The organism is Qipengyuania xiapuensis (assembly GCF_019711395.1).
Taxonomy (GTDB): domain Bacteria; phylum Pseudomonadota; class Alphaproteobacteria; order Sphingomonadales; family Sphingomonadaceae; genus Qipengyuania; species Qipengyuania xiapuensis.
The window spans coordinates 1,166,388-1,193,386 of sequence record NZ_JAIGNL010000001.1; the positions used below are offsets into that span (position 1 = coordinate 1,166,388).

The following is a 26,999-nucleotide window of genomic DNA, read 5'->3' on the forward strand; positions in this document are numbered from 1 at the left end:
AGGGCGCCTGCCATCAATCAGGGTGCCACGCCGGATGTTCGCGCAAGAAGATTGATCGAGGTCAATGAAGCTTTGAACGCCATCCTCCAGCAGGATGGCATGTGGACCCATTACCCCGACCTGCTCGCCAAGCCCGTTCCCCGCTACACCAGCTATCCGACGGCTGCCGAATTCGGCCCGCTGGAGCCGGCCAGATACTGCGAGGCGATCGAGGGGGCGAGCGGCGATATCTCGCTCTACCTGCACATCCCGTTCTGCGAGAAGATCTGCTTCTATTGCGGCTGCAATACCGGCGCTGCAGGCAGGCGGCACCGGCTGGAATCCTACCTGACGGCACTTCACGCCGAGATAGAGACGGTTGCCGAACTGCTCCCCGAAGATGCCCGGGTGAGCAGGGTGTCGTTCGGAGGCGGCAGTCCGAATGCCATCCTGCCGCAGGAGTTCCTCGACCTTGTCGAGGCGCTGCACCGCAATTTTACGTTGTCCGATACTGTGTGGTCGACCGAGCTCGACCCCCGCTCGATGTCGGCGGAGTGGGGCGAAGCGATTGGTGCGGCCGGAATTACTCGCGCCAGCCTCGGCGTTCAGACCTTTGCCGCGCATTGCCAGCAGGCGATTGGCCGGGTCCAGGAGGACAGCCTGATCTGTCGCACGATCGACTGGCTGCGCGATGCTGGCGTTACGTCGCTCAATTTCGACCTGATGTACGGACTCCCTCACCAGTCGGCGCAGGACCTGTCGGACAGCCTCGAATATGCCAGCATTCTCGGTGCCGACCGCATCGCGCTGTTCGGCTATGCCCACGTCCCGCATATCGTGCCGCGGCAGCGGATGATCGACGAAAAAGCGCTCTCCAGCGTTGAGGAGCGTTTCACCATGGCCGCAAGTGGACATGACCTGCTCGTGGAGAAGGGCTATGTTCCCGTCGGGTTCGACCACTTCGCGAAACCACGCGACCCGATGGCCATCGCAGTTGCCGGAGGCACGCTGCGGCGCAACTTCCAGGGCTTTACCGACGATGGGGCGGATTCGCTGATCGGGCTGGGCAGCTCGGCGATCAGCAGCTTCCCGCAATTGCTCGCGCAGAATGAGAAGAACAGCGGCCGTTACCGCATGCTCGCATCGCTGGATCGCCTGACCACGACGCGCGGGATCGTGCGCAGCGCCGACGACCGGATGAGGGGCGAGATCATCGAGCACCTGCTGTGCCGCGGCGAAGCGGAGCTCACCCCCTGCATCCTTGCCGGCATCAGGACCCGCCTGGACCCATTCGTGGATCGCGGACTGGCGCGGCTCGAAGGTCTCACACTCACACTGCTCCCCGAAGGCAGACCCTACGCACGCACGCTTGCAGCGACCATCGACGCCTATCGCGAGGACAGCTTCCGCAAGTTCAGCACCGCAATCTGAGCCCCGCTGCAATCGCGCCTTGCCCGATAGCGCAAGCCACTGCAGGGTGCCGCTCCCGCTGATTGCGGGAACGGGCATGACGGAATTTTGCCGTCATGAGGCGGAGAGAGAATGACACGCGAACTTCTTGGCAGGATCGGCGACGAGCTTGAGCGTGCTGTGGCGACACTGGCTGCACGCTGCGCCCGCGATGGCCGGATCGATCCGGCGCTTGCCGACGAGCACCAGCTGGCGAGCTATGAGGTCGCAGTCGTCCATGCCGACCTGCTCGCCGCGCAAAGCTGCCTTGCAGGTCAGGAGCGGATGAGCGAGCTCGACCGGGACCTGGCAACCGCCTTCGTCGCCGAGAGTGTCGTCACCTCGCTCGGCCGCCTGGAGGAAATCCACGCCGGTCTTGGTATCGATACGGGCGAGCTGCTTGCCATTCGCGCGAGCGATGATTTCGCCGAACTGCGCAGCAGGGGCGCATCTCCTGCCTTCCTTTCCGATCTCGGTGAAAGGGTGGTCGAACACGATGGCGAACTGGGCGCGGTCGAACTCGACGAGATGGCGGCAATGGCAGCCGAGGGCTTCTCTCGCTTCGCGAGGGACGTGGTTGCGCCGCTTGCCGAGGACATTCACCGCAAGGACCTGACCGTTCCGGAAAGCCTGCTCCAGCCGATGCGCGAGATGGGTGTTTTCGGCCTGTCCATCCCTGAAGCTTATGGCGGGAGCGCTGGCGAGCGCGAGAACACGCCCTTGATGATCGCTGTGACCGAGGCCCTGTCCGAAGCCTCGCTTGCGGCTGCGGGCAGCCTGATCACGCGGCCTGAAATTCTCGCGCGGGCACTGCTGGCAGGCGGCACCGAAGAGCAGAAGCGGGAGTGGCTGCCCCGAATTGCCGCGGGCGATCCGCTATGCGCGATCTCGATCACCGAGCCCGACTACGGCTCCGATGTCGCTTCGCTAGCCCTGAAGGGCACAAGAACCCAAGGCGGCTGGCTGCTCAACGGGGCCAAGACTTGGTGCACCTTTGCCGGCAAGGCAGGCCTGCTCATGGTCGTCACTCGCACCGATCTTGACCGGTCCAAGGGGCACAGGGGGCTGAGCGTCCTTCTTGTCGAGAAACCGAGCGTCGAGGGACACGAATTCCTCGTCGAACAGGATGGCGGCGGGACGCTGAAGGGTAAGGCGATCCCGACCATCGGCTATCGCGGCATGCACAGTTTCGACCTCGCCTTCGAGGATTTCTTCGTGCCCGACGCCAATGTGATCGGCGGCGAAGAGGGGCTTGGGCGCGGTTTCTACCTTACGATGGCGGGCATGACCGGCGGACGCATCCAGACCGCCGGCCGCGCGCTCGGCCTGATGCGCGCCAGCCTGAAGGCCGCGATCGCCTATGCGCGTGAACGCAAGGTCTTCGGCCAGCCGCTTGCCGAATACCAGCTGACACGGGTCAAAATTGCAAAGATGGCGGCGCGCTATGTCGCCTGCCGCCAGCTCGCATTCGATGTCGGCAGGAGGCTCGACGAGGGCGGGGGCAGCGGCGAGGCAAGCGTCGCCAAGCTGATATCCTGCCGGTCAGCCGAAACGGTATCGCGTGAAGCGCTGCAGATCCATGGCGGCATGGGCTACGCCGAGGAAATGCCGGTGAGCCGGTACTGGATCGACGCCCGCGTGCTTTCGATATTCGAAGGCGCAGAAGAGACGCTAGCCCTCAAGGTCATTGCGCGCGGCCTGATCGATGCCGCGCTGAAACAAGACGCTTAGCCGAACTTGCCCCGACGCGGGCCGAGATAGCCGAACAGGTATGCGCCGACCTTGCGCATCTGGATTTCCTCCGCGCCCTCGGTGATCCGGTAGCGGCGGTGGTGGCGGTAGATGTGCTCGAAGGGCTTGTGGCGCGAATAGCCGATACCGCCATGTACCTGCATAGCGCGGTCGGCGGCCTGGCAGACGAGCCGGTTCGCCCAGTAATTGCACATGGAAACCTTGTCGGAAATCGTTTTCTCGATCTCCTCGTGCGGCATGTTGTCCATTTCCCAGGCGGTCTTGTAGATCAGCAGGCGCAGCATCTCGCACTGGGTGGCGAGCTCCACCAGGGGGAACTGGATCGCCTGATTGCGCGCAAGCTCCTCGCCGAAGGGCTTGCGCTCACGGGCATAGCGCACGCTTTCCTCCACGCAGTACTGAGCCGCGCCCAGCGAGCTTGCGGCCTGCCGGATACGGTTCTGGTGGACGAAGCTCTGCGCGAGAGCGAGGCCGAGGCCTTCGCGGCCCAGCATAGCGCTCTCCGGCACCCAGACATCCTTCACTGACAGGCGGGGATGATCGGTGGGCATGTTGAAGGTCCACATCCACTCTTCGATCTCCAGCCCCTCGGTCGGGTTGGGGACGAGCAGGCAGGTGATCCCGCGCGCATCGCCCGCCTCGCCTGACGTTCGGCAGAACATCGCGCAGTGGGTGGCGACATGCATGCCGGTGATCCACATCTTCTCGCCATTGATCAGCCAGCCGTCGACACCGTCGCGTGTCTCGCGAACGGCAGTCGTCTCCATGTGGGTCGCATCGGAGCCGTGGTTCGCTTCGGTCAGGCCGAAGGCGACGCGGCGCGTTCCCTCGAACCCGCCGAGGATGAATTCCTGCTTCTGCTCCTCGGTACCCCACTGTTCGAACATGGCGACGAAGGGGAAGTTGCCGACGATTGAATGCTCGTTCTGTAGATCGTTGTGGAGGCCAAGCCCGCGCTGCGCGAAACGGTCGCGGATGACTGCCATCCAGAGGTTCGAGCCATCCTTGCCACCATACTTCTTCGGTGCGGAGAAGCGCCAGTGGCCGGCCTCGTCCGCTACCTTGCGGGCCTGCCGCAGCAGGTCTTCCCACTCGTGATTGGGCAGGCCCTCGCGCTCCCAGTCGGTCCGGGCGTTCTCGCGGCGGTGGTCGAAGAAGCGGATATTGTCGTCCTTGGCGACAAGCGGCTCGATCTCTGCCTCGATGAAGCGTTCGAGTTCGGCGTAGTAGTCTTCGAGATCCTGCGGGACGGTGAAATCCATCAATTGTCTCCGAGCCATTTGGAGCGAGCGACCGCTAACGAGGGGTATTTGGGCACATCGGCTTCGACCTTGTCGAGTGCTGCCAGACGCATTTCATTGAGCAGGTCGCCGCTTTCGAGCGTGACATTTCCGGCGAAGATTTCATCGCACAATTCGCGGTCGACGACAGCGAGGCGACCCCAGTCGTCCCCGCGGGCGATCATTCCCAGTGCATTGCGGGCGACCGCAAGCTGGAACCTGTCATGGCCCGACACCTTGTCCTTTATCTGCGCCAGCCATTCGGAAACCGCGGTGGCAATCTCGCCCGGTGTGGCCTCGCCCTTGTCGACGTGTCGGTAGACGAGTTCGGCATTGATATTCTCTAGCCTGCTCGAGCGTAATTCTTCGGGCACGTCTTCTTCGAGCAGCAGCAACAGGTCCAGCTCCTGCTCGCTTGTCCGCCGCGAGATCACGACCCGTTCCAGCATGCGATCATCGCCGCCGCGCCACATCTGCGCATTCCTGAGGCAGCCCAGCGCCCACCAGACTGTGCGGTAGATGGTCCAGAAGCGGAAGCGCGCCGGATTCACCTTGCCGCCGCCATTTTCCTCGTAGGCTGCGAAATAGTCGTCGAGAGAGCCGAAACCGAGGGCAGGGCGCTTATAGGCCCCGAAACGCCAGACGGGCATGCAGCCGAAGGCGAGGTCCTCGTGCGGGTCGCCGAAATGGGCGAGCTCCCAATCGAGCACGCCGGTAAGGTGGCTGTCCTCGCACAAGATATTGCCGAGCCGATAGTCGCCATGATTGAGCACAGGCTCGACCGGATCGGGCAGGTTGTCCATCAACCAGCGCAGGCCGAGCGCGATGATTGGCCGGTCGCCGCCAGCATCCTCGAACTGCTCGCGCAACTTTCCGACCCCTTCGGCATAATCGAGTGTCGGAATGTCGGAAGGGAGGTCGGACGGGGCGATCCGGTGGATCAGCGCGAGGTCTCGTGCTGCCTCGCGCAGCAATTGCGCGGGATCGTCCATGGCGAGGATTGCTCGCGGATCGGGCGTGCCAGGCAGGGCGCGCATGATGAAGCCGCTGCCGATCCCGTCTGCGGGTTCAAGCTCCGCGATCACTTCGGGTGCGGTGACGCCCTGCTCGCTGGCCGCACGGATGATCGCGGCCTCGGTATCGTGCCCGTATGGACGCTCTTCCATGAAGGCCGAGCTTGGCGCACGGCGCAGAACGAAGTCCTCACCACCCGAAACGAACCGCCAGCTTTCCATGGTGGCGCCGCCGGTCAGCCGCCGCAGCGCATCGGGCGTTGGCAGGCCGGCGCGCGCGAGCGCCTTGGCCAGACCGTCTTTCAGCAGGCTGTCGCCCTCGCTCTCTCCCATGCGGTCACACTGACCTATGCGGGAAACCGGGGCAAGGCCCGAAAATCGAAGGCGCGAAAGTAATTCTCGGCGCCAAGAGACTGCAATACTGCAAGGGTGTCGCCTCCAATGTGGAGAAGGCGGCCTTGGCAACAATGGGGTAGGGTTAACTTTTGTTGCAGTCCCGGCCTTGCCCGTGCCGACTTTAGGCCGAACTAAATTAGAGAATCGGTCGAGTCCGAGTCGCGCCAAAACTGGCTCTGCGATTTGGAAATATCCGACAATTCCGCGTTTTTGTGAACGTTATGAAGATTTCAAACGCGCATTTCTGAAAAAAATTATCGGTTTCCGGAGGTAAGCGATACCAGTTTCTGTTTTCGTTGCATTTCAAGCAACTGCCCTAGGGAATCCGCCATTTTTGCCGTGTCCCGGTGCCGCTACCATCATCCTTGAGGAGCGATCCCTACGCCTTTCAGCTTGAGCATCCCGGAAAAACACGTATTCTAAATAACGAAATCGACAACAGCCGGGGCTCGAGGACGGGACCTCAGATATCAGACGGCGGCGGTTTCTTACAAAAATAAGAAAATCTCTCACTTGGGTTCGCGTACTTCCACTTTTGTACGGGGTACTCGAATATGTTGGAAAAATCCGAAGTAAATGTGGCGCTCGTCTGTGCCAATTCTATCATGAGGGAAGGGCTGAGCCGTATTCTTGAAGAAGAATTCGTCGTCTCCCACTCTTATAAAAATTGCGAAGCGATGCTCTCGGGTGGGGAAGACCCGATTGATGAATCCGAGCTGATCGTCATCGACGTCAGCGCCGCAAGCGACATCAAGACCGAAGTGCACGCGCTCAGGAAAGCCTTCGGCAATTCGCGCCTGGTGCTGCTCACTGACGAATTCGAATACGAGATGATGGTCGAATCCTTCCGTGCCGGGATCGACGGTTACATCGTCAAGGAAATTGCCTGCCGTTCGCTCGTTGAATCCCTGCGTCTCGTGACGCTTGGCGAGAAGGTGCTTCCGAGCGCCCTTCTCGACCACCTGGCAGACCGCAGTGTCATGCCTGGTCCGAGCGGCAAGAGCGGTGCAGACCTCGTCAAGCTGCTCTCGGAGCGCGAGATCGAAACGCTTCGCTGCCTGATCATGGGCTATCCCAACAAGGTGATCGCCCACCGTCTCGATATCAGCGAGGCGACTGTGAAGGTCCATGTGAAAGCCATCCTGCGCAAGCTGATGGTGCAGAACCGCACGCAGGCAGCGATCTGGGCCGTCAACAATGGCGTGGACGCAAATGCGGCCTGTGCGACGGTTGCAGCTGAAGCTCGGCCTGCAGATGAGCCGGCCGAGGAGCAGCGCATCAGCCAGCCGGCCTGAAGCGCGACGTATCATAGCCTGAAATTTTCGGGCGTCGGGATCAGGGGCTAACCCCTTTTCCCGGCGCCCTTTTTCGTACATCTCGCAAGGCTAGCATCCAGCTGGCTTTGCTAGTGATTTCGTAGCCTTAAGAGCAATTGCGGGTCTCGGCGAGGCTCCGCATGGTCCCTGCGGTACCTGCGCAGAAGGACACGGAAAAATGCGAATTGGCGTTGTCGGATCGGGTTATGTCGGACTGGTGTCGGGCGCGTGCTTTGCCGACTTCGGACACGATGTGACCTGCGTCGATATCGACGAGGAAAAGACGGCCGCACTCAACCGCGGCGAAGTACCCATCTTCGAGCCGGGGCTCGACACGCTAATCGAGCGCAACGTTGCCGCAGGTCGCCTCGCATTTACGACCGACCTGGCCGGAACGGTCCGCGCCAGCGATGTCGTTTTCATCGCTGTCGGCACTCCCTCACGTCGCGGCGACGGGCATGCCGATCTTTCCTATGTCGAAAGCGCTGCCCGCGAGATCGGAGCTGCGATCGAGGGGTTCACCGTGGTCGTGACCAAGTCCACCGTGCCGGTCGGAACCGGAGAGCGGGTGGAGGAGATCATCCGCGAGGCAAATCCGGATGCCGATTTCGCAGTCGTCTCCAACCCGGAGTTCCTGCGTGAAGGGGCTGCCATCTCCGATTTCAAGCGACCCGACAGGATCGTGATCGGCAGCGACGACCCGCGCGCGCTCGAGGTGATGCGCGAGGTCTATCGCCCACTGTTCCTCAACAAGTCGCCGGTGGTCGAGATGAACCGCTCTTCCGCCGAGCTTGCCAAATATGCGAGCAACGCCTTCCTCGCGACCAAGATCGCCTTCATCAACGAGATCGCCGACCTGTGCGAGAAGACCGGCGCGGATGTCCAGAACGTCGCCCATGCGATCGGGCTCGACAAGCGCATCGGTCCCAAGTTCCTCCACGCCGGCCCGGGATATGGCGGGAGCTGCTTCCCTAAGGATACGCTCGCCCTTCTGAAGACAGCGCAGGATTACGAGGTGCCGCAGCTGATCGTGGAATCGGTCGTTTCGTCGAACGACAAGCGCAAGCGGGCGATGGGGCGGCGCATCGTCCATGCCATCGGCGACAATGCGCGGGGGAAGAAGGTCGCCATCCTCGGCCTGACCTTCAAGCCAGAGACCGACGACACGCGCGACAGCCCGGCCATCGCGATCATCCAGGCGCTGCAGGATGCGGGCGCGAATGTTTCCGCCTATGATCCGCAAGGGGTGGAACAGGCCAGCAAGGTTCTCTCCCACGTCGACTATGCGTCCTCGCCTTACGAAGCGGCTGAGGATGCAGAGGCGGTTGTCATCGTTACCGAGTGGGACGAGTTTCGCGCCCTCGACCTTTCGCGTATACGCGACTGCATGCGCGATCTCGTCCTCGTCGACCTCAGGAATATCTACCACCGGCAGGAGGTCGAGCGGCTCGGCATGAAATACGTGGCCGTGGGGCGCTAGGAATGGACCGCATTCCGTCAGGCAATGCGCCGACGCGCGACCTCGCGGAGATCGCGCGCTTTCTCTTGGTCGGCGGCTTCAACACCTTGCTGGGCTACGGTTTTATCCTCGCTGCTCTGTTCTTCGGGGCAGGAGACTATGCTGCCAATGCCATCGGCTTCGCGCTGGGCGTGCCGATTTCGTGGATGCTGCACCGTGTCCTGACCTTCCGCGTACGCAAGCGTATCTCGAGAGGCGAGATGGGGCGCTACATCGCGGTCGTGGCCGTATCCTACGCCGTCAATCTCGGCATAGTGACGGCAGGGCGAGCGGCGGGCTTTGTCGAAAACCCGTTCGTCCAGCTGGCGGCCATCTGCGTCTATGCCGCGGTATTCTACCTGCTCAGCCGCCGTTTCGTATTTCGCGAAGGTGCGGAGGATGCTGTCGCGGCTCGTCGAAATTGAGCTTTGCCTCGATGATCGGGTCGGCGTCGGTGCGCGACTGGATGAAGAGCCGCCCAATATATTCACCGAGGATCCCCATGAAGATCGCGTTGATCGAGATCGACATCAGCAGGAGGATGGTGGTGGTTGCAAAGCCGGCCGGCCAGGCCTGACCGAACAGCACGCGGCCGACGATGTAGACGAAGGAGAGGACCATCGTCAGCAGGCCGATGATGATGCCCGCATAGGAGGCGAGCCTCAGCGGTAGCAGCGAGTGGTTCAGCAGGCCGTCCACCGCCAGCGAGATCATCGAGCGCAGCGGGAACTTGCTCTGCCCCGCAACGCGGTCTGCCCGGTCGTATTCGATACCGATCTGGGAGAAGCCCATCGAACTGATCAGGCCGCGCAAATAGGGCGTGGTGTCGTTCACCTTGCGCAGTTCGTCGAGGATGCGGCGGTCGCACAGGCGGTATTCGCCGACGTTCACCGGAAGGTCGTCCTCGCTCACTTTAGAGATCAGGTGATAGAAGCCGCGCCTAAGCTGGCGGACGACGAAACCGTCGGGAAGCGAGCGGCGGATGCCGTAGACCACCTGGTGGTCCATCCGCCAAAGCTTGAGCATTTCCGGAATGAGCGCGGGCGGGTCCTGCAGGTCGCAGTCGAGCTGGATCGAGCAGGCGCCGGTGGCCGCCTTGTAGCCGCACAGTAGCGAGCGCTGGTATCCGAAATTCCGCGAGAAGCGGATGACCTTCACCTTGGGATCCTTGCGCGCAATCCCCTCGAGCAGTTCGAAGGTCCGGTCGGTCGAGTGATTGTCGGTGAAGATGATCTCGTAGTCGTAGTCCGGCAGCCGGTCGAAAGTCGTCACGATCGAGCTGTAGGCCCGTTCGACATTTTCCTCCTCGTTGAAGGCCGGAACGAGAACGGAAACGAGGGTTTTGTCGGAGCTAGCCACGCGAACGCACCTCCGCCTTCAATGAGCCGGAAAAATGGTCTGCGAGCATACCGATGCCTTCCCTGATGCCGATCTTCGGACGCCATCCGTAGACCTGTGCTGCCATTCCGGGATCGGACAGAAGATGGCTGACCTCTTCTCCCGTCCGTGTCTTGCCCAGCCTCACGATCCCAGGATCGGCATCCATGGCTTCGGCAACCATCAGGGCGACTTCGCTCATCGTGGGAGCGATGCCGGTGCAGATATTGACGTGACTGGCTCCGGGACGCGGATCCCCGGCCAGGCAGATCATGGCGTCGACCACGTCCTCCACATGAATGAGGTCGCGCCGGTCGTCGGGTCGCCTGATCTCGATTTCATTTCCGCGGCTGCATGCCTCGAACAGTGAAGGAAGCAGGAAATTGCGCGATTGGTCGGGCCCGTATGTCAGCGCAAGGCGTGCACTCACGATGGGGAAGGGCAGCTGGCTAGCCAGCATCCCGAGGTATTTGGTCCCTGCCAGCATGGCGGCACCATAGGGAGTGACCGGCTCTTCGTGCTGGTGCTCGCGATAGGGCACGGCGATGTGGCCGTATTCTGCAATGGTGCCCGCCCGCACGACATTGATCGGCGGGCGTGGCAGCGCGGCGAGGATGTCGACCAGATCGATCAGCGGCAGGAGGATCGTGTCGACCGAGGAGCGGGAGGCTTCGGCCGTCGGCTCTCCGAGCCCGCGTGTAGGCGTGGCAAGGTGGAACACAAGATCCGGCTCCACCGACTTCAGGCAGTCTTCCATCGCGCGCCGGTCGACCATGTTGACGCGGTGGATCGTGATCCTGTCGGCGATGCCGACGATCCTTTCCGGCCCGCTTCCGGGTCGCACAAGCGCGTGAACCTCGGCACCCTCGCTCGCCAGCCGGCGACAAAGATGCGATCCGATGAACCCTGCAGCTCCGGTAACGAGGCAGCGTTTGCCTTCCACGCTTAAGTCCTTCTTCCGCTGGGCCGGGTCAGGAAACCAGCCGGGGTTTCGGATAGGGCACGAGGAATTGGCCGCCACGCGCGCGGAATGCTTCCTGCTGCGCGTAGATCTCGTCGAAGAAATTCCACGCGAGCATGAAGAGCACGTCGGGCTTGTCTTCCTCGATCGCTTCCACCGGCTTGATCGGAATTCGCGTGTTGGGCGAATAGAGGCCGTGCTTCAGCGGGTTCTTGTCGAAGAGAGCGTCCAGATCGTCTGCGCCGATGCCGAAGTAGGTGATCGTGGTGCTGCCACGGGCCGATGCGCCGTAGCCTGCGATCTTTTTCCCCTGCGCCTTCAGTTCGTCGATGATCCGGCGCAGTTCGGTGCCGATCGCGTCGAATTCCTCGGTGCGTGCATCGTAGGTCGCCTGGTCGAGCATGCCGATAGCGGCTTCTTCCTCGAGCATCTTCGCCACGTTCCCGCCGATCGGGAAACCGGCGCTCTTGCGGGTCATGAAGGTGCGGAACGAACCGCCATGGATGCCGTCGAGATAGGTGACGTCGCTGACTTCCAGATCGAACTGCTCGGCCAGTTTCACCATCGAGAGCACGCTGAATTCCGAAACATGCTCGTGGTACATGTTGTCGAATTCGGCCTTCTCGAGCATTTCCTTCGCCCACGGCACCTCGATTATGAAGGTTCCGTCATCCTCAAGCATGATGCAGACCGCTTCCATGAAGCTGTGCAGGTCGCCGATGTGGTTGAAGGTATTGGTCGTCGTGATGACCTTTGCCTTCCCCCGCGAATCGCGCACTTCGCGGGCGGATTGCGGGTGGAAATAATCCACGTGGGTTTCGACGCCGCGCTGGGCGGCAATCTCCGCAATGTTCTCGGCCGGGTCGAAGCCGAGTGTCTTGCAGCCCCTCGCGTTACAGGCGGCCAGTAGCAGGCCGTCATTGCTGCCGATGTCGACAACCAGCCCGTCCCCTGCGCGGGCGGCAATGACGTCTGCGAATTCGTCGAAATGGCTGTGCATCGTCGCCGCGCCCGACGGAACGTAGAGGTAGTGCGTGAAGAAACCTTCCGGGATCTGGTCTGCGACCGCGATCAGGCCGCATTCGAGGCACGCCTGCGCATTGAGCGGGAATGCCGGCTGCGGCGCGTCGATGTCCTCGGGCCGGATCAGCATCTGGCCGGGAGAATGCTCGCCATAGCTCAGGAAGAGATAGGGCTGATCCGCGCCGCAGGCACGGCACTTTTCCATCGTCGATTCACGGTGAGCTTCGGTATTGCGGGGATCAAGCATTGGCGGCCTCGCTGATTGGGTTGGACAGGCGGGACTTTGCGAAACCCTCGAAAGTCTCGTGCATGTAGTCGATCTGCGCTTCGTCGAGACCGTGGTGGCAGGCGAGGAGAATGCCTCCGCGCATCACGGCATCGGAAACCGGGTAGCCATCCTTGGTCACCCGTGTTTCGACGTTCTGCATTGCCGGCTGGCGCAGGATGTTGCCGGTGAAAACAGGACGCGTCTGTATGTCGCGTTCCTCGAACCAGATCTGCAACTCGCGGCGCTCGAACGGCGCATCGGGGCGGATGGTGAGCGGGAAGGAAAGCCAGCCCGTGCGCGAATCCGGCATCTGCTCGGGCAGGATGAACCATTCCTCGTATTGCTTGAAGAATTCCATCTGCCGGGCGAAATTGTGCTCGCGCGCGGAGATGTTGTTCTCGAGCTTGTCCAGCTGGACGAGACCGAAGGCCGCGCCCATTTCCGAAGGCTCGACGTTGAAGCCGAGCTCGTCGAACAGGAACTTCGCATCGTAGCTGATCCCGTCGACATCGACGTTGAAACGCTTCTCGATGCTCTCGCTGTCCTGGTAGAGCGAGGAAGTCCGCCCCCAGGAACGCAGCAGCAAGGCCTTGCGGGCGAGCTCCTCGTCCGAGACGCACAGCATTCCGCCATTGCCCGCCGCATTGATGACGTGCGAACCGTAGAAGCTGGTCGTGCTAATTTCCGAACGCGTACCGGTGCTTTCACCGCGCAGCGTTGCGCCGAGCGTGTCCGCGCTGTCCTCGATCACCATGAGGCCGTGGTGGTCAGCAATCTCGCGAATGCGGTCCCAGTCTGGCAGGTTGCCGATCAGCGAGGGGATCATCATCGCCTTGGTCTTCGGCGTGATCATCTCCTCGATCTTCTCGACGTCGATATTGTAGGTTCCCACGGCGGCATCGATGAATGCGGGCACCAGCCTGCCGCGCACGATCGGCGCCACCGTGGTGGCAAAGGTAAGTGCAGGCGTAATGACCTCGCTGCCCTCTTCGAGGTCGAGCAGCTCCATCGCCAAGTAGTTGGCCGAGGAACCCGAATTCACCATGATCCCGTGCTTCTTGGCGAAGAGCTTGGAGACGCGCTCCTGCATCTCGCGCACCTTCGGCCCCATCTGCGTGGAGGTCCGCAGCACTTCGACGACGGCTGCGATTTCCTCTTCGCCGTGGACGGTCTGTCCGTAATTTACGCGCATACCGGGCGTTTCCCTTCAAGCTGGTTCGTGGATGTCGGATTGCCGCAGAAGCGGTCGATCTGGGCGAGGGTGAGTTCGCGCATGTCGAGCGATCCCTCGGCTGCGGCGCGGTACCATTCGGCGGTCATCGTGATCGCCTCGTCCGTGGTCAGGCGCGGGGTCCAGCCGAGGCGCTGCATGGCCTTGCTGCTGTCGAGGGTGAGAAGACGCGCTTCGTGCGGCTCGTCGGGGCGTTTGCCGAAGGCGATCTGTGCCGCTCCCGGCCCCCAGGCAGCCTGCAGCTTGCGTGCGATCGGCTCGACTTCCTGGAAGGCGCTAGGCGAGGGTCCGAAGTTCCATGCTTCGGCAAAGTCGGCGCCGTCTTCTTCCATCAGCCGCCGGCCGATCTCGAGATAGCCCGAAAGCGGTTCGAGCACGTGCTGCCAGGGGCGCACGCTGGCCGGATTGCGGATCGTGACGGCCGTGCCAGCAAGAGTGGCCCGGATGATGTCCGGGATCAGCCGGTCGACTGCCCAGTCGCCGCCGCCGATGACGTTGCCGGCACGAACCGTGGCGATGTGCGCCGTGTCGTCCCCGGCGAAATAGGAGCGGCGGAACGAGCTTGCGACGATTTCGGTGCAGCCCTTCGAGGCGCTGTAGGGATCGGCGCCGCCGAGCTGGTCGGTCTCGCGGTAGGGCCACTCCCACTCGTGGTTCTCGTAGCACTTGTCGCTGGTCACCACGACCACGCCCTTGAGCGACGGCATGCGGCGCGCACGGTCGAGAACGACCGCAGTGCCGGTGGCGTTCGTGGCGAAGGTATCGACCGGGTTCTCGTAGGACGGACGCACCAGCGACTGGGCGGCCATGTGGATCACGAGATCGACATCAAGCTCTGCCGTCGCGCGCTCGAAGTCCTCTGCCGAGCGGATGTCCCCGATCCGGTGATCGACCATGGACGACAGGCCGACCATCTCGAACATCGAGGGGCCGGGCGGCGGCTCCAGTGCAACACCCGTGACCTCGGCGCCGAGGCGGTCGAGCCATAGCGAGAGCCAGCTACCCTTGAAGCCCGTATGCCCGGTCACGAGCACGCGCTTGCCGGAGAAGCAGCCGGCCAATGCCTTCATCGGGACGGGGGGATTGTCAGGCATTGACCAGCTGCACCGGCGCGTCGGTCGAAAGGACCGGCTTGCCATTCTCGAAGTCCAGCCATGGCGGCACGGGCTGGGTGCCGAGCTTGTTGAGCGTATCGCGGTCGCGGACGGTATCCATCGGATGCCAGAAGCCCTTGTGCTTGAAGGCCATCAGCTCGCCGTCGCGCGCGATATTGGTCAGGGGTGCCTGCTCGAGCGGTTCGTCGTCGCCCAGCATGTAGTCGAGCACCTTCGGCTCGAAGACGAAGAAGCCGCCGTTGATCCAGGTCTCGTGCTTTCGGACCTTCTCGGTGAATTCGGAGACCTTGTCGCCGTCGAGTTCGAGGTTGCCGAAGCGAGCGGGCGGCTGGACAGCGGTGACCGTCGCGAGCTTGCCATGCGCCTTGTGGAATTCGACCAGCTTGCCGATGTCGATATTGCCGACACCGTCCGAGTAAGTGACCATGAAGGGCTCGTCGCCGATCCATTCGCGCAGGCGGCGGAGGCGGCCGCCGGTCATCGTGGACAGGCCGGTGTCGACCACCGAGACCTTCCAGTCGACCTTCGAAGTCGGCTTCAGGTCCATCTCGCCATTCCCGATGCCGACGGTGAAGTCGTTGTTCATCAGGTGCAGGTCCTGGAAGAAGCTCTTGATCGAGATCGCCTTGTAGCCGCAGGCGACGATGAAATCGGTGAAGCCGAAGCGGTCGTAGATATCCATGACGTGAAGCATGATCGGGCGGCCAGCCACTTCGACCATGGGCTTCGGGATGCGGACGGTTTCTTCCGCAAGTCGGGATCCGAGCCCACCTGCCAGCAGAACGACCTTCATCTGAGCTTCCTTTCGCCTCAATCGGGTTGGAGGGCGAAAAAGCGCCCCGTCCACCTGAAGACTCTACGGAAAGTGCGGGTTTTGCCGAAATGGGCATCGGGGTTAGGCAGGTTTAGCCAGCGCCCCTCCCAAGGGGCTAGCACCATACGAAATGGTCAGCGCGGAGCGACGTAAAGATCAAAGGAGCGATCTTCGCCGGAAGGGCCTGCCGGACGGTATCCGCGCGAGAGCGCGTAGGCGGCGAGGTCTGCCTCCATCGGCTCTGCCCGGTTCACTAGGACAGCTGCCGGGGGATCGGCATCGAGAAAGCTGGTGAGCGAGGCCGGCGAAGTGGTTCGGTAGAAAGGGCGATCTTCGGGCGGAATGTAAGGGGCGACGCGGTAGACGAACTGGCCGGCTGCGAACTCGTGATAGATCGAATAGCCGGCATCGAGTGCCCAGACGGGGGTGAAGGCGGCAACGCGATCTCCCGGCCGGAGGCCCGCCTCCGAACCGGCACGAGCAATCGCTCGCCCGTCGGCGATCGTGCCCCAGGAAGACGGGCTTGCGAAGGCAGCCAGTCCGGCACCGAGGCGCGGAACGGCATTGACCAGCGCTAGCGCCGCACCAGCCGCGAGGAGGATGCCCGCGAACTGGCGCGCTCCTCCTGGTAGCTTTCCGGCAAGCACCGGGATCAACAGGACAAGGAAGGGCAGGGGCGGAACGAAATACTGGGCAAATGACGGCGTCGGTACGAAGGCGACGACGAGACCGCTTATCACGGCCAGTCCGAGGATCGTGACCTTCCAGTCGAAGAGGGCACGCAAACCGTCGGTCGAAGCGATGAGAGCCATTTGTGTGACCACGAGCATCAGGGCGATGAGGCTGGTATTGGCGAACCAGATGCTCTGGGCGAGCAGGATCTTCCCTTTGAGCGATACGGTCTTCGGGGCTTCGCTCTCCGCCCAGTAGGCGGTCTGCAGCTCGGTAAAGTAGCGCAGCGTATGCGCGAAGAATGCATCGGGATCGCCGAGCATGTGCACGAGGGAGGGGAGCCCGCCAAGGAGACCTCCGATCCCTAGCGGGAGCAGCCCGTATAGCAGTTTCTGGCCCACGGTTGCCCCCTTGGGCGCAATCAGCACGGCGAGTACGAAGAAGGCGGCAAGGAAAGTGTAGTTCGCCTTGAACCCGATCGCCAGCGAGGCGACGAGGCCTGCACCGAGAAGGTATCCGGCGGAGGGCCGTTCCTCATCGAGGCCTCGAAACAGCAAGAAAACCGCGGGAAAAACCAGCGCGACCGGGATCAGGTTGTTGGTCGCCAGCATTCCCGGCTCGCCGAGCAGCAATGTACTGCCGACCAGCACCGACGCAGCCGCAAGGAAGGCGGGGAGGCCGGCAGCTTCCTTGCGCGAAATGCGCCAAAGGAAGAACAGCGCCAGCACCCAGAACACGGCCACAAGGAGCCGCGCCGTGAGGAGATATCCGGAGGACCCCGTAACGGCGAAGATTCCGCCGAGCAGGTAGGGCAGGTTGGGCAGGTGATTGTACCCCAAGTCACGGTAGAGATCGCCGCTGCCCAGCATTTGCGCCACCGAAACGAACATATTCTCGTCGCGATTCAAGGGGTAGGACAGCAATCTTCCGATCAGTCCGAGAACGGCGATGGCAAGCGCGCCAACACCCAAGGCGCGCCAGAACGGCTGCCCCTGCAAGGCCGCATCCATCGTCGGCGCTGCGTCGTCTCTCGGCGTGTGCATTGAGGCAGACTGACCGCCTCCGCCCATCCAAGCGACTGGAATGACGATATACCCCTTTCGGGCGGCGAAACTTCACGATCGCTAGCGAGGCTGGGCGTGTCCGCTGGCAATAGGGGTTAGACCGGATGCACCGCTCGTTTGAGTGCACCCCTGTGCTAATTTCAGATTCCCGGATTCAGGAGATCGAAGACCAGTTTCGTGGCCCGTCATGTCGCCATACTCATTACCGCTCTGGGAGCGGGTGGAGCAGAGCGGGTGATCGCCCAGCTGTGTGCGCATTGGGCCTCTTCGGGGCGCGAGGTCACGGTCATCGCCTTCGATGCGCCCGATGACCCGGTCTACCACCCGCTTCCTGAGGGTATCGATCTCGTCCGGCTGGATTGCCCGGGAGGCGGTGTGCGTTCGGTCCTCCGCAAGGCCTGGCGCCTGCGCAAGGTTCTGCAGGAGCTGCAGCCCGATGTGCTCCTGTCCTTCCTGACCAAGAACAACCTCGTTGCCGCCCTGGCGGGGCTGGGGATGGATCACGCCTGGGCTGCGTGCGAGCGGAACAATCCGGAACGGCAGAAGACCCATCCGCTGTGGAACCGGCTGCTGCGCCATGCCTACAAACGCAGTGATGCCATCGTTTGTCAGACCCATGCCGTAAAACGCTGTTTCCCCGTCACTTTGCGTGACCGGATGGTGGTGATCCACAATCCGGTGGCCGCGCCCGGATTTGCGCCCGAAACTGGCTCCAAGCGGATAACGGCGGTCGGTCGTCTCGACCGGCAGAAGGGTTTCGATGTGCTCGTTTCGGCCTTCGCGCTCGTCGCGGCGAGGCATGATGACTGGCAGCTCGACATCTGGGGCGACGGCGCTGAGCGGGACGCGCTCGAGGCGCTGATCGAACGCAAGGGACTTACGGGAAGGGCAACGCTGCGAGGCACGAGCGAGGAGCCCGGAAGCTGGATCACCTCGACCGGCATCTTCGTGCTCTCTTCACGTTACGAAGGCTTTCCGAATGTCCTCGGCGAGGCGATGGCGGCGGGACTGCCGATAATTTCGACGTCCTGCGACTTCGGTCCAGAAGAGATGCTGCATAACGACGTGAACGGCCTCCTCGTGCCCCCCGAGCAGGTCGGACAGCTTGCAGGCGCCATGGAACGCCTCATCACGCACGAGGATCTGCGCACCCGTCTTGGCGAGGCTGTGCGCAAGCAGGCCCGCTCTTATGCGCCTTCGGCAATTCTGCCCCTGTGGGACGGCCTGGTCGACCGGCTCGCAAGCAGCCACGAGAGTGCCGGCATTCCGGCAATCGGCGCGGAGGGGGCTCTGGCAAAGGGATGAGCAAACACGCATTCCCGATTCTCTTCACTTCTGCCGGGCGGCGCGTCGAGCTGACCCGCTGTTTCCGCGATGCTGCCGAGCGGCTCGGTCTCGCGCTGGAGGTTCATGCCTGTGATCTCGATCCCGAACTCAGCGCCGCTTGCAGGGACGCCGACCGGCGATTTGCCGTCCCGCGCTGCACCGACGAGAGCTATATCCCTACCTTGCTCGACTACTGCCGCGAGAACGGGATCAAGCTGCTTGTCCCGACGATCGATCCCGAACTGACACCGCTTGCAGAAGCGCGTGAGCGTTTCGCCGAGATAGGAACCTTCGTCCATGTGAGCTCCGCCCCGACGATCGGGATCGTGCGCGACAAGGCACTGACCGCTTCGACGCTGGGAGATGCCGGCGTGCCGGTACCCCGCACGATCGAACTCTCTACGGGGGAAGCGCTGCCCTCTGATTGGAACTGGCCGTCCTTCATCAAGCCCTCGGGCGGAAGCGCCAGCCGCGGCATCGGCGTGGTCGAAACCTCCGCGGATATTCGCGATAGCTATGACGAGCCGATGATCCTCCAGGAGCTGCTCTCCGGCGACGAATACACAGTCAACATCTATGTCGATGCCGAGGGAAGGCTGCAGTCGGTGATCCCCCATGTCCGGCTGTCCGTGCGGGCAGGTGAGGTCGAAAAGGGGCGCACTGTCAGGAGGGCCGACATTCACGCCATCGCGCAGGCGATCGTCGATGCGCTACCCGGCCTGCGCGGAATTGCCTGCTTCCAGCTGATCGGCGACGCAGCGCGCGGGCTGCGGGTGTTCGAGATCAACGCGCGCTTCGGGGGCGGCTATCCGCTTGCCGATCACGCGGGGGGAAGGTTTGCCGAGAGCATCCTCGCGCTCGCCAGCGGCAATGCCGAATGCGCATCGGACGACTGGCGCGAGGGCGCGACCATGCTGCGCTACGATGCGGCGATCTTCGTGTGATCGAGCTCACCGCCAAGACCATCGTCCTCGATCTCGACGACACGCTCTATCTCGAGCGCGATTTCGCGCGCAGCGGATATGCGGCAGTGGGCCGTTCGCTTTCCCGGCTCGTCGATCCGGAGCAGTTCGCAACCGTTTGCTTCGAACTGCTCGCCATCGGGCACAGGGGCGACATCTTCGACCGCGCGCTCGATTACTTCGGGATCGAGGGCGATGAGCGGGACATTCCCGCGATGGTTCGCACTTATCGCGGGCACGAGCCGGACATTGCCCTCTGCGACGACGTGCCCGCTTTCCTCGAGCGATTCTCCGCAAAACGCACCGCGCTGATCAGCGACGGGCCCGAGGCCATGCAGGCGGCGAAGGTTCGCGCGCTCGGTCTCGACAGCCGGATCGACCACATTATCCTGACAGGCCAGTGGGAGGGGGACTTCGGGAAACCGCATCCGCGAGCCTTCCGCGAAGTCGCCGAACGCAGCGGTCACGCGCCGGAAGAGCTCGTCTACATTGCGGACAATGCCTCGAAGGACTTTCTTGCGCCGAATGAAATGGGCTGGCTCACGATCCAGGTCGTGCGGCCGGGACGTGTCCACAACAGTTCCCCGCCGACGCCGGATCACGCGGCGCGGCTCTCGCTCACCTCGCTGAAGGAGCTGAAACCTGCCTGATGCCTAGCGAAGCCGCCGCGAAGGCGGATCGATCATTGCCGCTTCGCCGGTGCGCTTCTCGCCCGCGATCATGACGGCAATGGTGCGCAGGATGATCCTGCAGTCGAGGCCGAGCGAGGCATTGCGAACATAGTCGAGGTCCAGCGCCACCTTCTCGTCGAGACTGAGCAACGTATTGCCGTTGACCTGCGCCCAGCCGGTTAGCCCCGGCCGCACCTGTCCTCGCTGGCGACCGCGTTCTCCGAGCGACGCTATGGTACCGGGAAGCAACGGGCGGGGGCCAACGAACGCCATGTCGCCGCGCACGATGGACCAAAGGCCGGGCAGTTCGTCGAGCCGCGAACGGCGCAGGAAGCGTCCCCAGGCCGTCACGCGCTGTCCGTCGGGAAGCAATCGACCTTCCGCGTCGCGGGCATCGTTCATCGAGCGGAACTTGACCATGGTGAAGGGCTGTCCGTGCAAGCCCGAGCGCTCTTGCCGGAAAAGCACTGGCCCGCCCATCGAGATGAGCGAGACCAGTGCCAATAATGCTGCAACGGGCGCCAACAGGAGTAGCATGACCGCCGCAGCAAACCGGCTGGGGACCTCGGCGAGCACCGGAACTAACCGGCTTCGACGCTCGGACGAAGTCCACCACGCAGCTGGTTCAGGAAACGCTTAAAGCGGGTGAACGACTGCGGTTGCTCGAAATCATCGGAGTAATAATCCGAGGAGTCGACATAGAATTGCACCGAGTCCCCATAGCGGCGCCTTGCGTGCTCGGCGTAATCGACATGGTCGAAGATCACGGCGTTGACCGACTGGCCGAGAAGCTCGAGCGCGGCATTCATCTGCTCGCTGGTCGTCCGGCCCCAGCGCGAGACCATCAGCGTGTGGTCTGCAAACTGGCCCATCGCGCGTGCGTCGCGCACCGCCAGGGTGGCAGGTGCGTTGATGACGATGAAATCGAAGCGCTCGCGAAGCTCGTCGATCAGCTGCGTGAGGCGTCGCGATGACAACAGCGCTGCCGGATCATCGACCGGACGCCGCGTGCTGAGCAAAGTGATGTGCCCGGGCTCGATGTCTTCGACGAAGGAGGCGTGGTCCTCGTCGAAACTCTCGATGCCGATAGGGAAGGCAGAATCGAGATCCACCTGCCCCGTGAAGATATCGAGCAGGTCGGGTGCCTCGGCATTGTTCTGCAGTTTCTGCAGGATCCCTCGCTTGCGAAGGTCGAGATCGAGAACCACGGCCCTGTCGCCCGCAGCAACGCTTGCCGCGGCAAGTGTCAGCGAGACAGTCGACTTGCCATCGCCCGGCAGCGGCGAGGTGACGAGCACGACCTGCGAGCCATTGCGCTCGCGCAGCATGCGCACATCGGTATAGGCCGAGCGGGCAACCTCCGCGAACAGCGACTGGGGGTCCTCGATAACGGGGCTCTCGTTCGGATCGTCTGCGAGCGAACCGTCGGGCAGCGCCGGCAACATGCCGAAAGTCGGAAGCGCGAAGTTGCGCCGGACTTCTTTCGCCGTCCTGAGGCGGTCGTCGAGGAATTCGCGAACGAATGCGGCGAGGAATGCGATCACGATCGAACCGATGAGCGCGAACAGCGTCATCTTGAGCGGTGCCGGTGCAACGGCATCGTAGTCTGGCACTGCCGATGAAACGATGGTGGTCGACACGCCTTCGAGCTGCATCTGCGAGCGGATTTGCTCTACGCGGTCCGCGATCGCGCTGTAGGCTTGGTCGGCGAGCGTGGATTCGCGCACGAGCTGTTCGAGCGCGACCGAGTTCTCGACATTGCGGTATGCCGCGCCTTCGAGTTGCGAGGCGATACCCGCGAGGCGGGCAGCGGTTGCCGCGTCGCGCGAGGCCTCGCTCTGCGCCAGTTGACGCATGCGGGCGGCATTCGCGGCATTCACTTCGTCAGCCGCGGACTGTGCGCGGGCGCGCTCGGTCGCGAGGTTCTGGTCCACGGTTGCTAGCTGGGACGACACGCGCACCATGTCGGGGTGGTTGGGACCGAAACTGGTCGCAAGTTTCGATTGTTCGGAGACGAGCTCCGCGCGCTGGCGTTCGAGCGTCTGCACTGCGGCCGAAGTTGCATTGGCCGAGCTCGACATGGTGCTTGCCGAAGCCACGCCGCCGCTGCGCGCTGCAGATCCCGCGCGCATTGCGCTGGCCGAGGCTGCCTGGGCGGCAATACGGTTCACCTGCGCCATGTCTTCAGCACCGCCTGCACCAACGAGCATGCGGTTCTCGGCCCGGAAATCGGCCACCCTCTGTGCTGCCTCCCTGGCGGTTTCTCCGCGGGTTTCCATTTCTTCCTCGAGCGAAGCGAGGAGTTCCTCGCGCCGGCGCTCACTGGTCTCGTTGCGGACGGTGCCGACCGAAACGGGCAGCTGGTTGGCGATCTCGGCTGCGAGCTCGGGCGAGCGCGAGCTGACGGTGATCTGCAGCAGGTCCGAATTCGGCTCCGAGGTGACCGACACCATGTCGATGACCTTGTTGATCGCCGCCTGGCGCAATTCCTGTTCGGGAAGATCGAACCCACCCAGTTCACGGGCGAAATCGGAATTCCTCAGCAGCGCGAGATCGTCGATCAGGCGTGAGGCGGATGCACGGGATCGGTGCAGGCGTACGGCGTTCGCGACACGCTGTGCGTTGCGCGAACTGATGTCGGCCTGGTTCGTCCCGACCTCGTCGATCAGCTCGACCTGCGCGTGGCTCGTGGCTTGATAGATCGTGGGAGAGATCAACTGCTGGAAGAGCACTCCCAGTGTGATCGTCGCGACGATGGCGATGATCATCTTGCGGTAGCGCTCCGCAATCCGCAGCAGGTCGCGCAAGGAGATCGGTCTGACGATGTCCTGCGAGAGCGGGTGGGCCGAAAGCTGGGCAGGACCGGCCGGTACCTGGCTAGCGTATGTTGGTGCGAGGGCGTTCTGCATGGCGATTGGATTATGCACCCGGCCGCAGAGCGCGCCTATCGGGCAGAGGTGTGGAAGGCAGGGTAAAGGGGCTTAGCCCATTCGGGTAGTCGGCTAGCTTGCGCTGATTAGCCGCCGATAGAGATCGATGTGGCGCGCCGCAGTATTCCCGATCGAAAAACGCTTTCCGGTGGCAAGGGCACCTGCCGATAGCCGGCTATAGATTTCGGAATTTCTCACCAGGGTCAGGATGCTTTCGGCAATCGCGTCGGGATTGTCGACCGGACAGAGAAGGCCGTTCTTACCGTGAGCGATCAGGTCCCGGTTGCCGGGAACGTCGGTGGCGACCACTGGCAGCCCCTTTGCCATGGCCTCGAGGATCGCAACAGACTGACCCTCGTAGAGCGAGGTGTTGAGGAAGATGTCGGTCTCGTCGAGCAGGTCCGGCACATCTCCTCGCTCGCCGAGAAAGCGAACCATGTCCTTGTCCGGCAGCCGTTCGGCTTCTGCGCGGAACTGTTCAAGCGGCCTCCCGCTTCCCGCAATGGCGAACTGCGGCGGCTCGCTATTGCCCAGTCGGGCCGCCAGACGGCGAGCGACGTCGAGGAGGAGAGGATAGTTCTTCTGCTCCGAAATGGCTCCCACGCTGAGGATCCGGGCCGGTGTTCCTACCGACTTGCGCGGTTCGGAGGCGGCGAAATCCTCGCCGGGGCCATTGGGTATCGTGGTGACCGGCCGCTTGCTGAGGCGAGCGTAGATATCCTCCGTCTCGGGCGAGATCGCCACGTACTCGTCGACATATGCATCAAGGGCAGGGAATATGTGCCGCGGGAAGGAAAGCCGGCTGTTGTGATGTGTCAGGCAGGTCGGCCCGCGATAGCGCGACAGGGCCAGCATCGGAACCGCGCGTGCCGTATGCAGGTGCACGACATCCGGCGCCTCTCCTCTCAGCAGGCGACGCAGCGGCGAAGCGGCCGAGAGGGGGTTCCGCGACTTGGGCAGCTTCAATGATGTGAACTGTCCGCCCGTATCTTCGATACGCTGGCGCAAGGCTGCCTCGGTGGTCTCGGAATTGCCCAGCTCGGTTGCGTCACACAGTGCGATGACATGGTGACGCCAACCCGCCTTCACGAATTCGCGGTTCAGATTGACCACGAGCATTTCGGCCCCGCCCGATGTCAGGCTGGTAATCACCGACCAGACCGTCTGCGACGGTACCGTAGCCTCCTCGGTCAGCGGCTTCTCCGCGATCCGGGCTTCAAGACCCGCGACGTTCATGGCTTCTCACTCGCGCCACGAGCCCCGATCCCGCGCCACATGGCGATGTCGAGGCAGACGGCGGTGAACAGGCCGAAGGCGATGTGCGCAAAGTTTGCACCCAGCGGTCCGAGCTGCGGGATTGCCAGCAATGCGACTGCGAAGAATAGGGCCGTTGCGGCCGCAGCAACCACCAGCACCAGGCCAGGCCTGTTCATGGCCAGCAGCGCCGAACGCGACGGTGCGGCGTGAAGGATGAGGCCGACCGCCACGAGTTGGGCGAGGAGCAGCGGGAAAAGATCCGCAAAATCGTTGCCGAGCGCGAAGACCAGCAGCGGCTCTCCGGTGAGGAAGATGATAAAGATCGCGGCGAGGGCGAGAGCTGCGAGCACAAGCTGCACCGACGTTACGATCTTGCTCATGTTGCGCCACGCCACTCCCGTCCAGACGCGGGCCATGTCCGGATAGACAACGGTCTGCACCAGGTCGCCAGCCTGCTGCGCCACCTTCGCAATGCGCCTGGCGAGGTAGTAGAGGCCGGCCCCGGTAGGTCCGACCAATGCGCCGACGAGCAGGGTATCGACCTCGTGCGTCAGTGTTCGAAGCATGGAAGAAAGGTTTGTCGAGAACGCGAACTTGAGGAAGCCGGGATAGCGCTGCCTCAGGCCGCGCCAGCTTGCCCGCAGCGGATTGGGAACCCCTTGGTCGCGCAGCGCCCTGAAGCCGGCCAGATTGAACAGCATCGCGTCGAAGATCTGCGCGGCAGTCCAGAGCAGCACAAAGCTGGCGAGGCCGTCCCCACGAGCGAGCAGTACGAGCGTGCCCAAGAGGCGAAGCAGGCCCGAAAAGCCCTGGATATAGGCGAGCGTGCGAAACCTTCCGGACATCCTGAGAGCCGCACTCGGCATGCCCCGGATGTTCAGTGCGATGGCGCATGCATAGATTGCCACGAGGTGCAGCTGGTCGGCTTCGAGACCGAAGAATTGACCGAGGAACAGGCCTGCCGAGATGGCGAGGACCGCTGCCAGCAGCGCGCTGCATATGTCGAGGAGCAGTCCGAATGCATAAAGTCGTGAAAGGCTTTGAGCGTCGCCGGAATTCTCCTCCTGCGCGACATATCGGATCAGGGGCTGCCACGATTCGAAGCGGACAAGTCGCTCGCTCACTCGACCGACAGCAAGGATCAGCGCCAAGGCCCCGAATTCGGCCGCACCAAGCGCCCGTGCCGCAAGCGAAATACTGGCGAACATGAGAATGGCGACACCGAAATTGCCGGTCAGCAGATGGGCGATGCTCGCGATGCGGCTTCTCACCAGTTCGCCGAGCGAATGGGCGCTGGCATTCGTGCCCGAACCGCCATCCACGGCGCCACGCAGGTCGTGAGTCCGGCTCATGCGACCGCCCCGGCGTTGCCCCCGCGTGGCGGCGCATAGCTGGGCGGTCCGGCATAGGTCTGGAGCCAGGAGGCGACAGGAGCCATCCCGATGGCGAAGGCGAGGAGCACGGGGCCCGCCCAGATGCGGTCGTACATGTGCGGCATGGAGGCGGCGTAGGTGAAGAAGATCGACGCCATGGCGAGGCACATGGCACCGTTCAGGCGATTGCGGCGCTGGATGTCGAAGGCTGCTGCGAACAGGCAGATGATCAGCGTGATCAGCCCGAGCAGCGACAGGATGCCGCCCTCGTTTAGCAGCAGCAGGTAGAGGTTGTGAACAGGTGCGCCGAACACGCTGACCTCGCGGAAACGGTCGACGCCGAGGCCGAAGAAGATATTGTCGTCTGCCATGCGCCAGGCTTCATCCATAAGCGCAACTCGCCCGGTGAACGTACCGGCCTGTGTCGGATCGAACGATACCAGGGCTTCGGCCACGCGGCTCAGGAAAATCTCGGGTACGGGACCGCCCATGCCGACATAGGCAATTGCCAGCAGCGCAGTCGGCACGATGATTTTGGCCATTACTCCGAAGCTCGTGAAAACGAGCAGGATGCCAAGGCCAAGCACGCAGGCGATAAAGGAAGTCACGCTGGCGCTGGCGACCATTCCCGCAACAATCACGCCCCCGGTGAGAAAAGCGAGCCAGCCCGAGATGCGATGTCCAAGCGCTGCATGAACCAGAAGGACAAGCGCGAAGGCGCATTGGGCGCCATTGGAGTTGGGTTCCCCGGTCATCGCCCCGAGGCGGCCGTTGCCCATCAGGAAGGTCCGTCCGACGATCGGCGTGAGGTCCTCATAGGTGTAAAACTGGATCGCAATCACGCCGATCAGCTGCGACAGCGCCACACCGAAAACGAACGCCAGCGCCGCTCGATGCAGGGTCCATTCGCTCAGGCTGGCGAAAACCGCGGCCAGCATTGCCAGCGCGAAGAAGTACTGCCCACCGACGATGAGCCATCGGGTCGTCGCCCCATTGAGCACGGACCCGATGAGAAGTCCCCCGATCAGCATAGCTACGCCCAGCAGCCAGAATGCAGTGAAGCGCCCGAATACGGCCATTCTCAGACGGGTTGAGAAGAGCAAGAGGAACGCCACAAGGAAGATCGCGGCCGCCGAGAAGGTGATATTCGTCGAAGGTACGCGCAGCAGGTTCCACGAAAGGAAGAAGCAGGCGATGATGGTAATCTGGCCGAATAGCGGCGCGACAGTGATCGGCGCGATGCTGGTCGCATGCCGATTTTCCGCCAATCGA

General features: G+C 62.9%; 22 protein-coding genes. 8 read left to right on the forward strand and 14 right to left on the reverse strand.

Features of this window, described 5'->3' with window-relative positions:
- The first annotated feature begins 99 nt into the window (after positions 1-99).
- Both hemN and K3163_RS05950 read left to right on the forward strand, forming a co-directional pair.
- Positions 100-1,410: an oxygen-independent coproporphyrinogen III oxidase gene (hemN, locus tag K3163_RS05945; protein WP_221553980.1), complete on the forward strand. Its 1,311-nt coding sequence runs from the start codon at positions 100-102 to the stop codon at positions 1,408-1,410.
- Between the two features lie 111 nt (positions 1,411-1,521).
- Positions 1,522-3,159: an acyl-CoA dehydrogenase family protein gene (locus tag K3163_RS05950; RefSeq protein ID WP_221553489.1), complete on the forward strand. Its 1,638-nt coding sequence runs from the start codon at positions 1,522-1,524 to the stop codon at positions 3,157-3,159.
- Here K3163_RS05950 and K3163_RS05955 read toward each other — a convergent pair.
- Positions 3,156-4,442, reverse strand: a complete 1,287-nt coding sequence (locus K3163_RS05955) for an acyl-CoA dehydrogenase family protein (RefSeq protein ID WP_221428769.1) — start codon at positions 4,440-4,442, stop codon at positions 3,156-3,158. The genes K3163_RS05950 and K3163_RS05955 overlap by 4 nt on opposite strands.
- Positions 4,442-5,806 carry a phosphotransferase gene (locus K3163_RS05960; protein ID WP_221553490.1) on the reverse strand — a complete coding sequence of 455 codons (1,365 nt, stop codon included), beginning with the start codon at positions 5,804-5,806 and terminating at the stop codon, positions 4,442-4,444. Before K3163_RS05960 ends, K3163_RS05955 begins: the two co-directional genes overlap by 1 nt.
- 740 nt (positions 5,807-6,546) lie before the next feature.
- On the opposite strand from K3163_RS05960, the gene K3163_RS05965 reads away from it, so the two are divergent.
- The 3 genes from K3163_RS05965 (at position 6,547) to K3163_RS05975 (ending at position 9,108) form a co-directional block, all read left to right on the forward strand.
- The gene (locus K3163_RS05965; protein ID WP_221428767.1) at positions 6,547-7,164 is read left to right on the forward strand and encodes a LuxR C-terminal-related transcriptional regulator; all 618 of its coding nucleotides are present in this window, start codon (positions 6,547-6,549) and stop codon (positions 7,162-7,164) included.
- Positions 7,165-7,363: 199 nt separating this feature from the next.
- On the forward strand, positions 7,364-8,665 hold the full coding sequence (locus K3163_RS05970) for a UDP-glucose dehydrogenase family protein (protein ID WP_221553491.1): 1,302 nt from the start codon (positions 7,364-7,366) through the stop codon (positions 8,663-8,665).
- Positions 8,666-8,667: 2 nt separating this feature from the next.
- Positions 8,668-9,108 (forward strand): GtrA family protein, encoded by a 441-nt coding sequence (locus tag K3163_RS05975; protein WP_221553492.1) that lies wholly within the window; start codon positions 8,668-8,670, stop codon positions 9,106-9,108.
- Here the strand turns inward: K3163_RS05975 and K3163_RS05980 are convergent.
- From K3163_RS05980 to K3163_RS06010, 7 genes are all read right to left on the reverse strand, one after another.
- A complete protein-coding gene (locus tag K3163_RS05980) occupies positions 9,047-10,042 on the reverse strand; it encodes a glycosyltransferase family 2 protein (RefSeq protein ID WP_221553493.1) in 996 nt (331 codons plus the stop codon). The genes K3163_RS05975 and K3163_RS05980 overlap by 62 nt on opposite strands.
- Positions 10,035-11,003, reverse strand: a complete 969-nt coding sequence (locus K3163_RS05985; protein WP_221553494.1) for an NAD-dependent epimerase/dehydratase family protein — start codon at positions 11,001-11,003, stop codon at positions 10,035-10,037. Before K3163_RS05985 ends, K3163_RS05980 begins: the two co-directional genes overlap by 8 nt.
- A gap of 28 nt (positions 11,004-11,031) precedes the next feature.
- Positions 11,032-12,291, reverse strand: a complete 1,260-nt coding sequence (locus K3163_RS05990) for a class I SAM-dependent methyltransferase (protein WP_247712470.1) — start codon at positions 12,289-12,291, stop codon at positions 11,032-11,034.
- Positions 12,284-13,504, reverse strand: a complete 1,221-nt coding sequence (locus K3163_RS05995; protein ID WP_221553495.1) for a DegT/DnrJ/EryC1/StrS family aminotransferase — start codon at positions 13,502-13,504, stop codon at positions 12,284-12,286. The genes K3163_RS05990 and K3163_RS05995 overlap by 8 nt, the downstream gene beginning before the upstream one ends.
- On the reverse strand, positions 13,495-14,637 hold the full coding sequence (gene rfbG, locus K3163_RS06000; RefSeq protein WP_221553496.1) for a CDP-glucose 4,6-dehydratase: 1,143 nt from the start codon (positions 14,635-14,637) through the stop codon (positions 13,495-13,497). Before rfbG ends, K3163_RS05995 begins: the two co-directional genes overlap by 10 nt.
- Positions 14,630-15,451 carry a glucose-1-phosphate cytidylyltransferase gene (gene rfbF, locus K3163_RS06005; protein ID WP_221428760.1) on the reverse strand — a complete coding sequence of 274 codons (822 nt, stop codon included), beginning with the start codon at positions 15,449-15,451 and terminating at the stop codon, positions 14,630-14,632. Before rfbF ends, rfbG begins: the two co-directional genes overlap by 8 nt.
- Positions 15,452-15,606: 155 nt before the next feature.
- Positions 15,607-17,187, reverse strand: a complete 1,581-nt coding sequence (locus K3163_RS06010) for a glycosyltransferase family protein (RefSeq protein ID WP_221553497.1) — start codon at positions 17,185-17,187, stop codon at positions 15,607-15,609.
- A 198-nt stretch (positions 17,188-17,385) separates the two neighbouring features.
- On the opposite strand from K3163_RS06010, the gene K3163_RS06015 reads away from it, so the two are divergent.
- From K3163_RS06015 to K3163_RS06025, 3 genes are read left to right on the forward strand one after another with little or no spacing between them, the layout of a single operon-like run.
- Complete coding sequence (locus tag K3163_RS06015; RefSeq protein ID WP_221553498.1) at positions 17,386-18,513, forward strand: glycosyltransferase family 4 protein; 1,128 nt, start codon at positions 17,386-17,388, stop codon at positions 18,511-18,513.
- Positions 18,510-19,478, forward strand: coding sequence for an ATP-grasp domain-containing protein (locus K3163_RS06020; protein WP_221553499.1), 969 nt, complete (start codon positions 18,510-18,512; stop codon positions 19,476-19,478). Before K3163_RS06015 ends, K3163_RS06020 begins: the two co-directional genes overlap by 4 nt.
- Positions 19,475-20,146: an HAD family hydrolase gene (locus K3163_RS06025; RefSeq protein ID WP_221553500.1), complete on the forward strand. Its 672-nt coding sequence runs from the start codon at positions 19,475-19,477 to the stop codon at positions 20,144-20,146. The genes K3163_RS06020 and K3163_RS06025 overlap by 4 nt, the downstream gene beginning before the upstream one ends.
- A 3-nt stretch (positions 20,147-20,149) precedes the next feature.
- Here the strand turns inward: K3163_RS06025 and K3163_RS06030 are convergent, their stop codons facing one another.
- From K3163_RS06030 to K3163_RS06050, 5 genes are all read right to left on the reverse strand, one after another.
- Positions 20,150-20,743, reverse strand: coding sequence for a sugar transferase (locus K3163_RS06030; RefSeq protein ID WP_345719704.1), 594 nt, complete (start codon positions 20,741-20,743; stop codon positions 20,150-20,152).
- A gap of 5 nt (positions 20,744-20,748) precedes the next feature.
- Positions 20,749-23,076, reverse strand: coding sequence for a GumC family protein (locus K3163_RS06035; protein WP_221553502.1), 2,328 nt, complete (start codon positions 23,074-23,076; stop codon positions 20,749-20,751).
- A gap of 93 nt (positions 23,077-23,169) precedes the next feature.
- Complete coding sequence (locus K3163_RS06040; protein WP_221553503.1) at positions 23,170-24,333, reverse strand: glycosyltransferase family 4 protein; 1,164 nt, start codon at positions 24,331-24,333, stop codon at positions 23,170-23,172.
- Positions 24,330-25,706, reverse strand: coding sequence for a lipopolysaccharide biosynthesis protein (locus tag K3163_RS06045; RefSeq protein ID WP_221553504.1), 1,377 nt, complete (start codon positions 25,704-25,706; stop codon positions 24,330-24,332). Before K3163_RS06045 ends, K3163_RS06040 begins: the two co-directional genes overlap by 4 nt.
- Positions 25,703-26,995, reverse strand: a complete 1,293-nt coding sequence (locus K3163_RS06050) for an O-antigen ligase family protein (protein WP_221553505.1) — start codon at positions 26,993-26,995, stop codon at positions 25,703-25,705. The genes K3163_RS06045 and K3163_RS06050 overlap by 4 nt, the downstream gene beginning before the upstream one ends.
- Positions 26,996-26,999 lie beyond the last annotated feature (4 nt).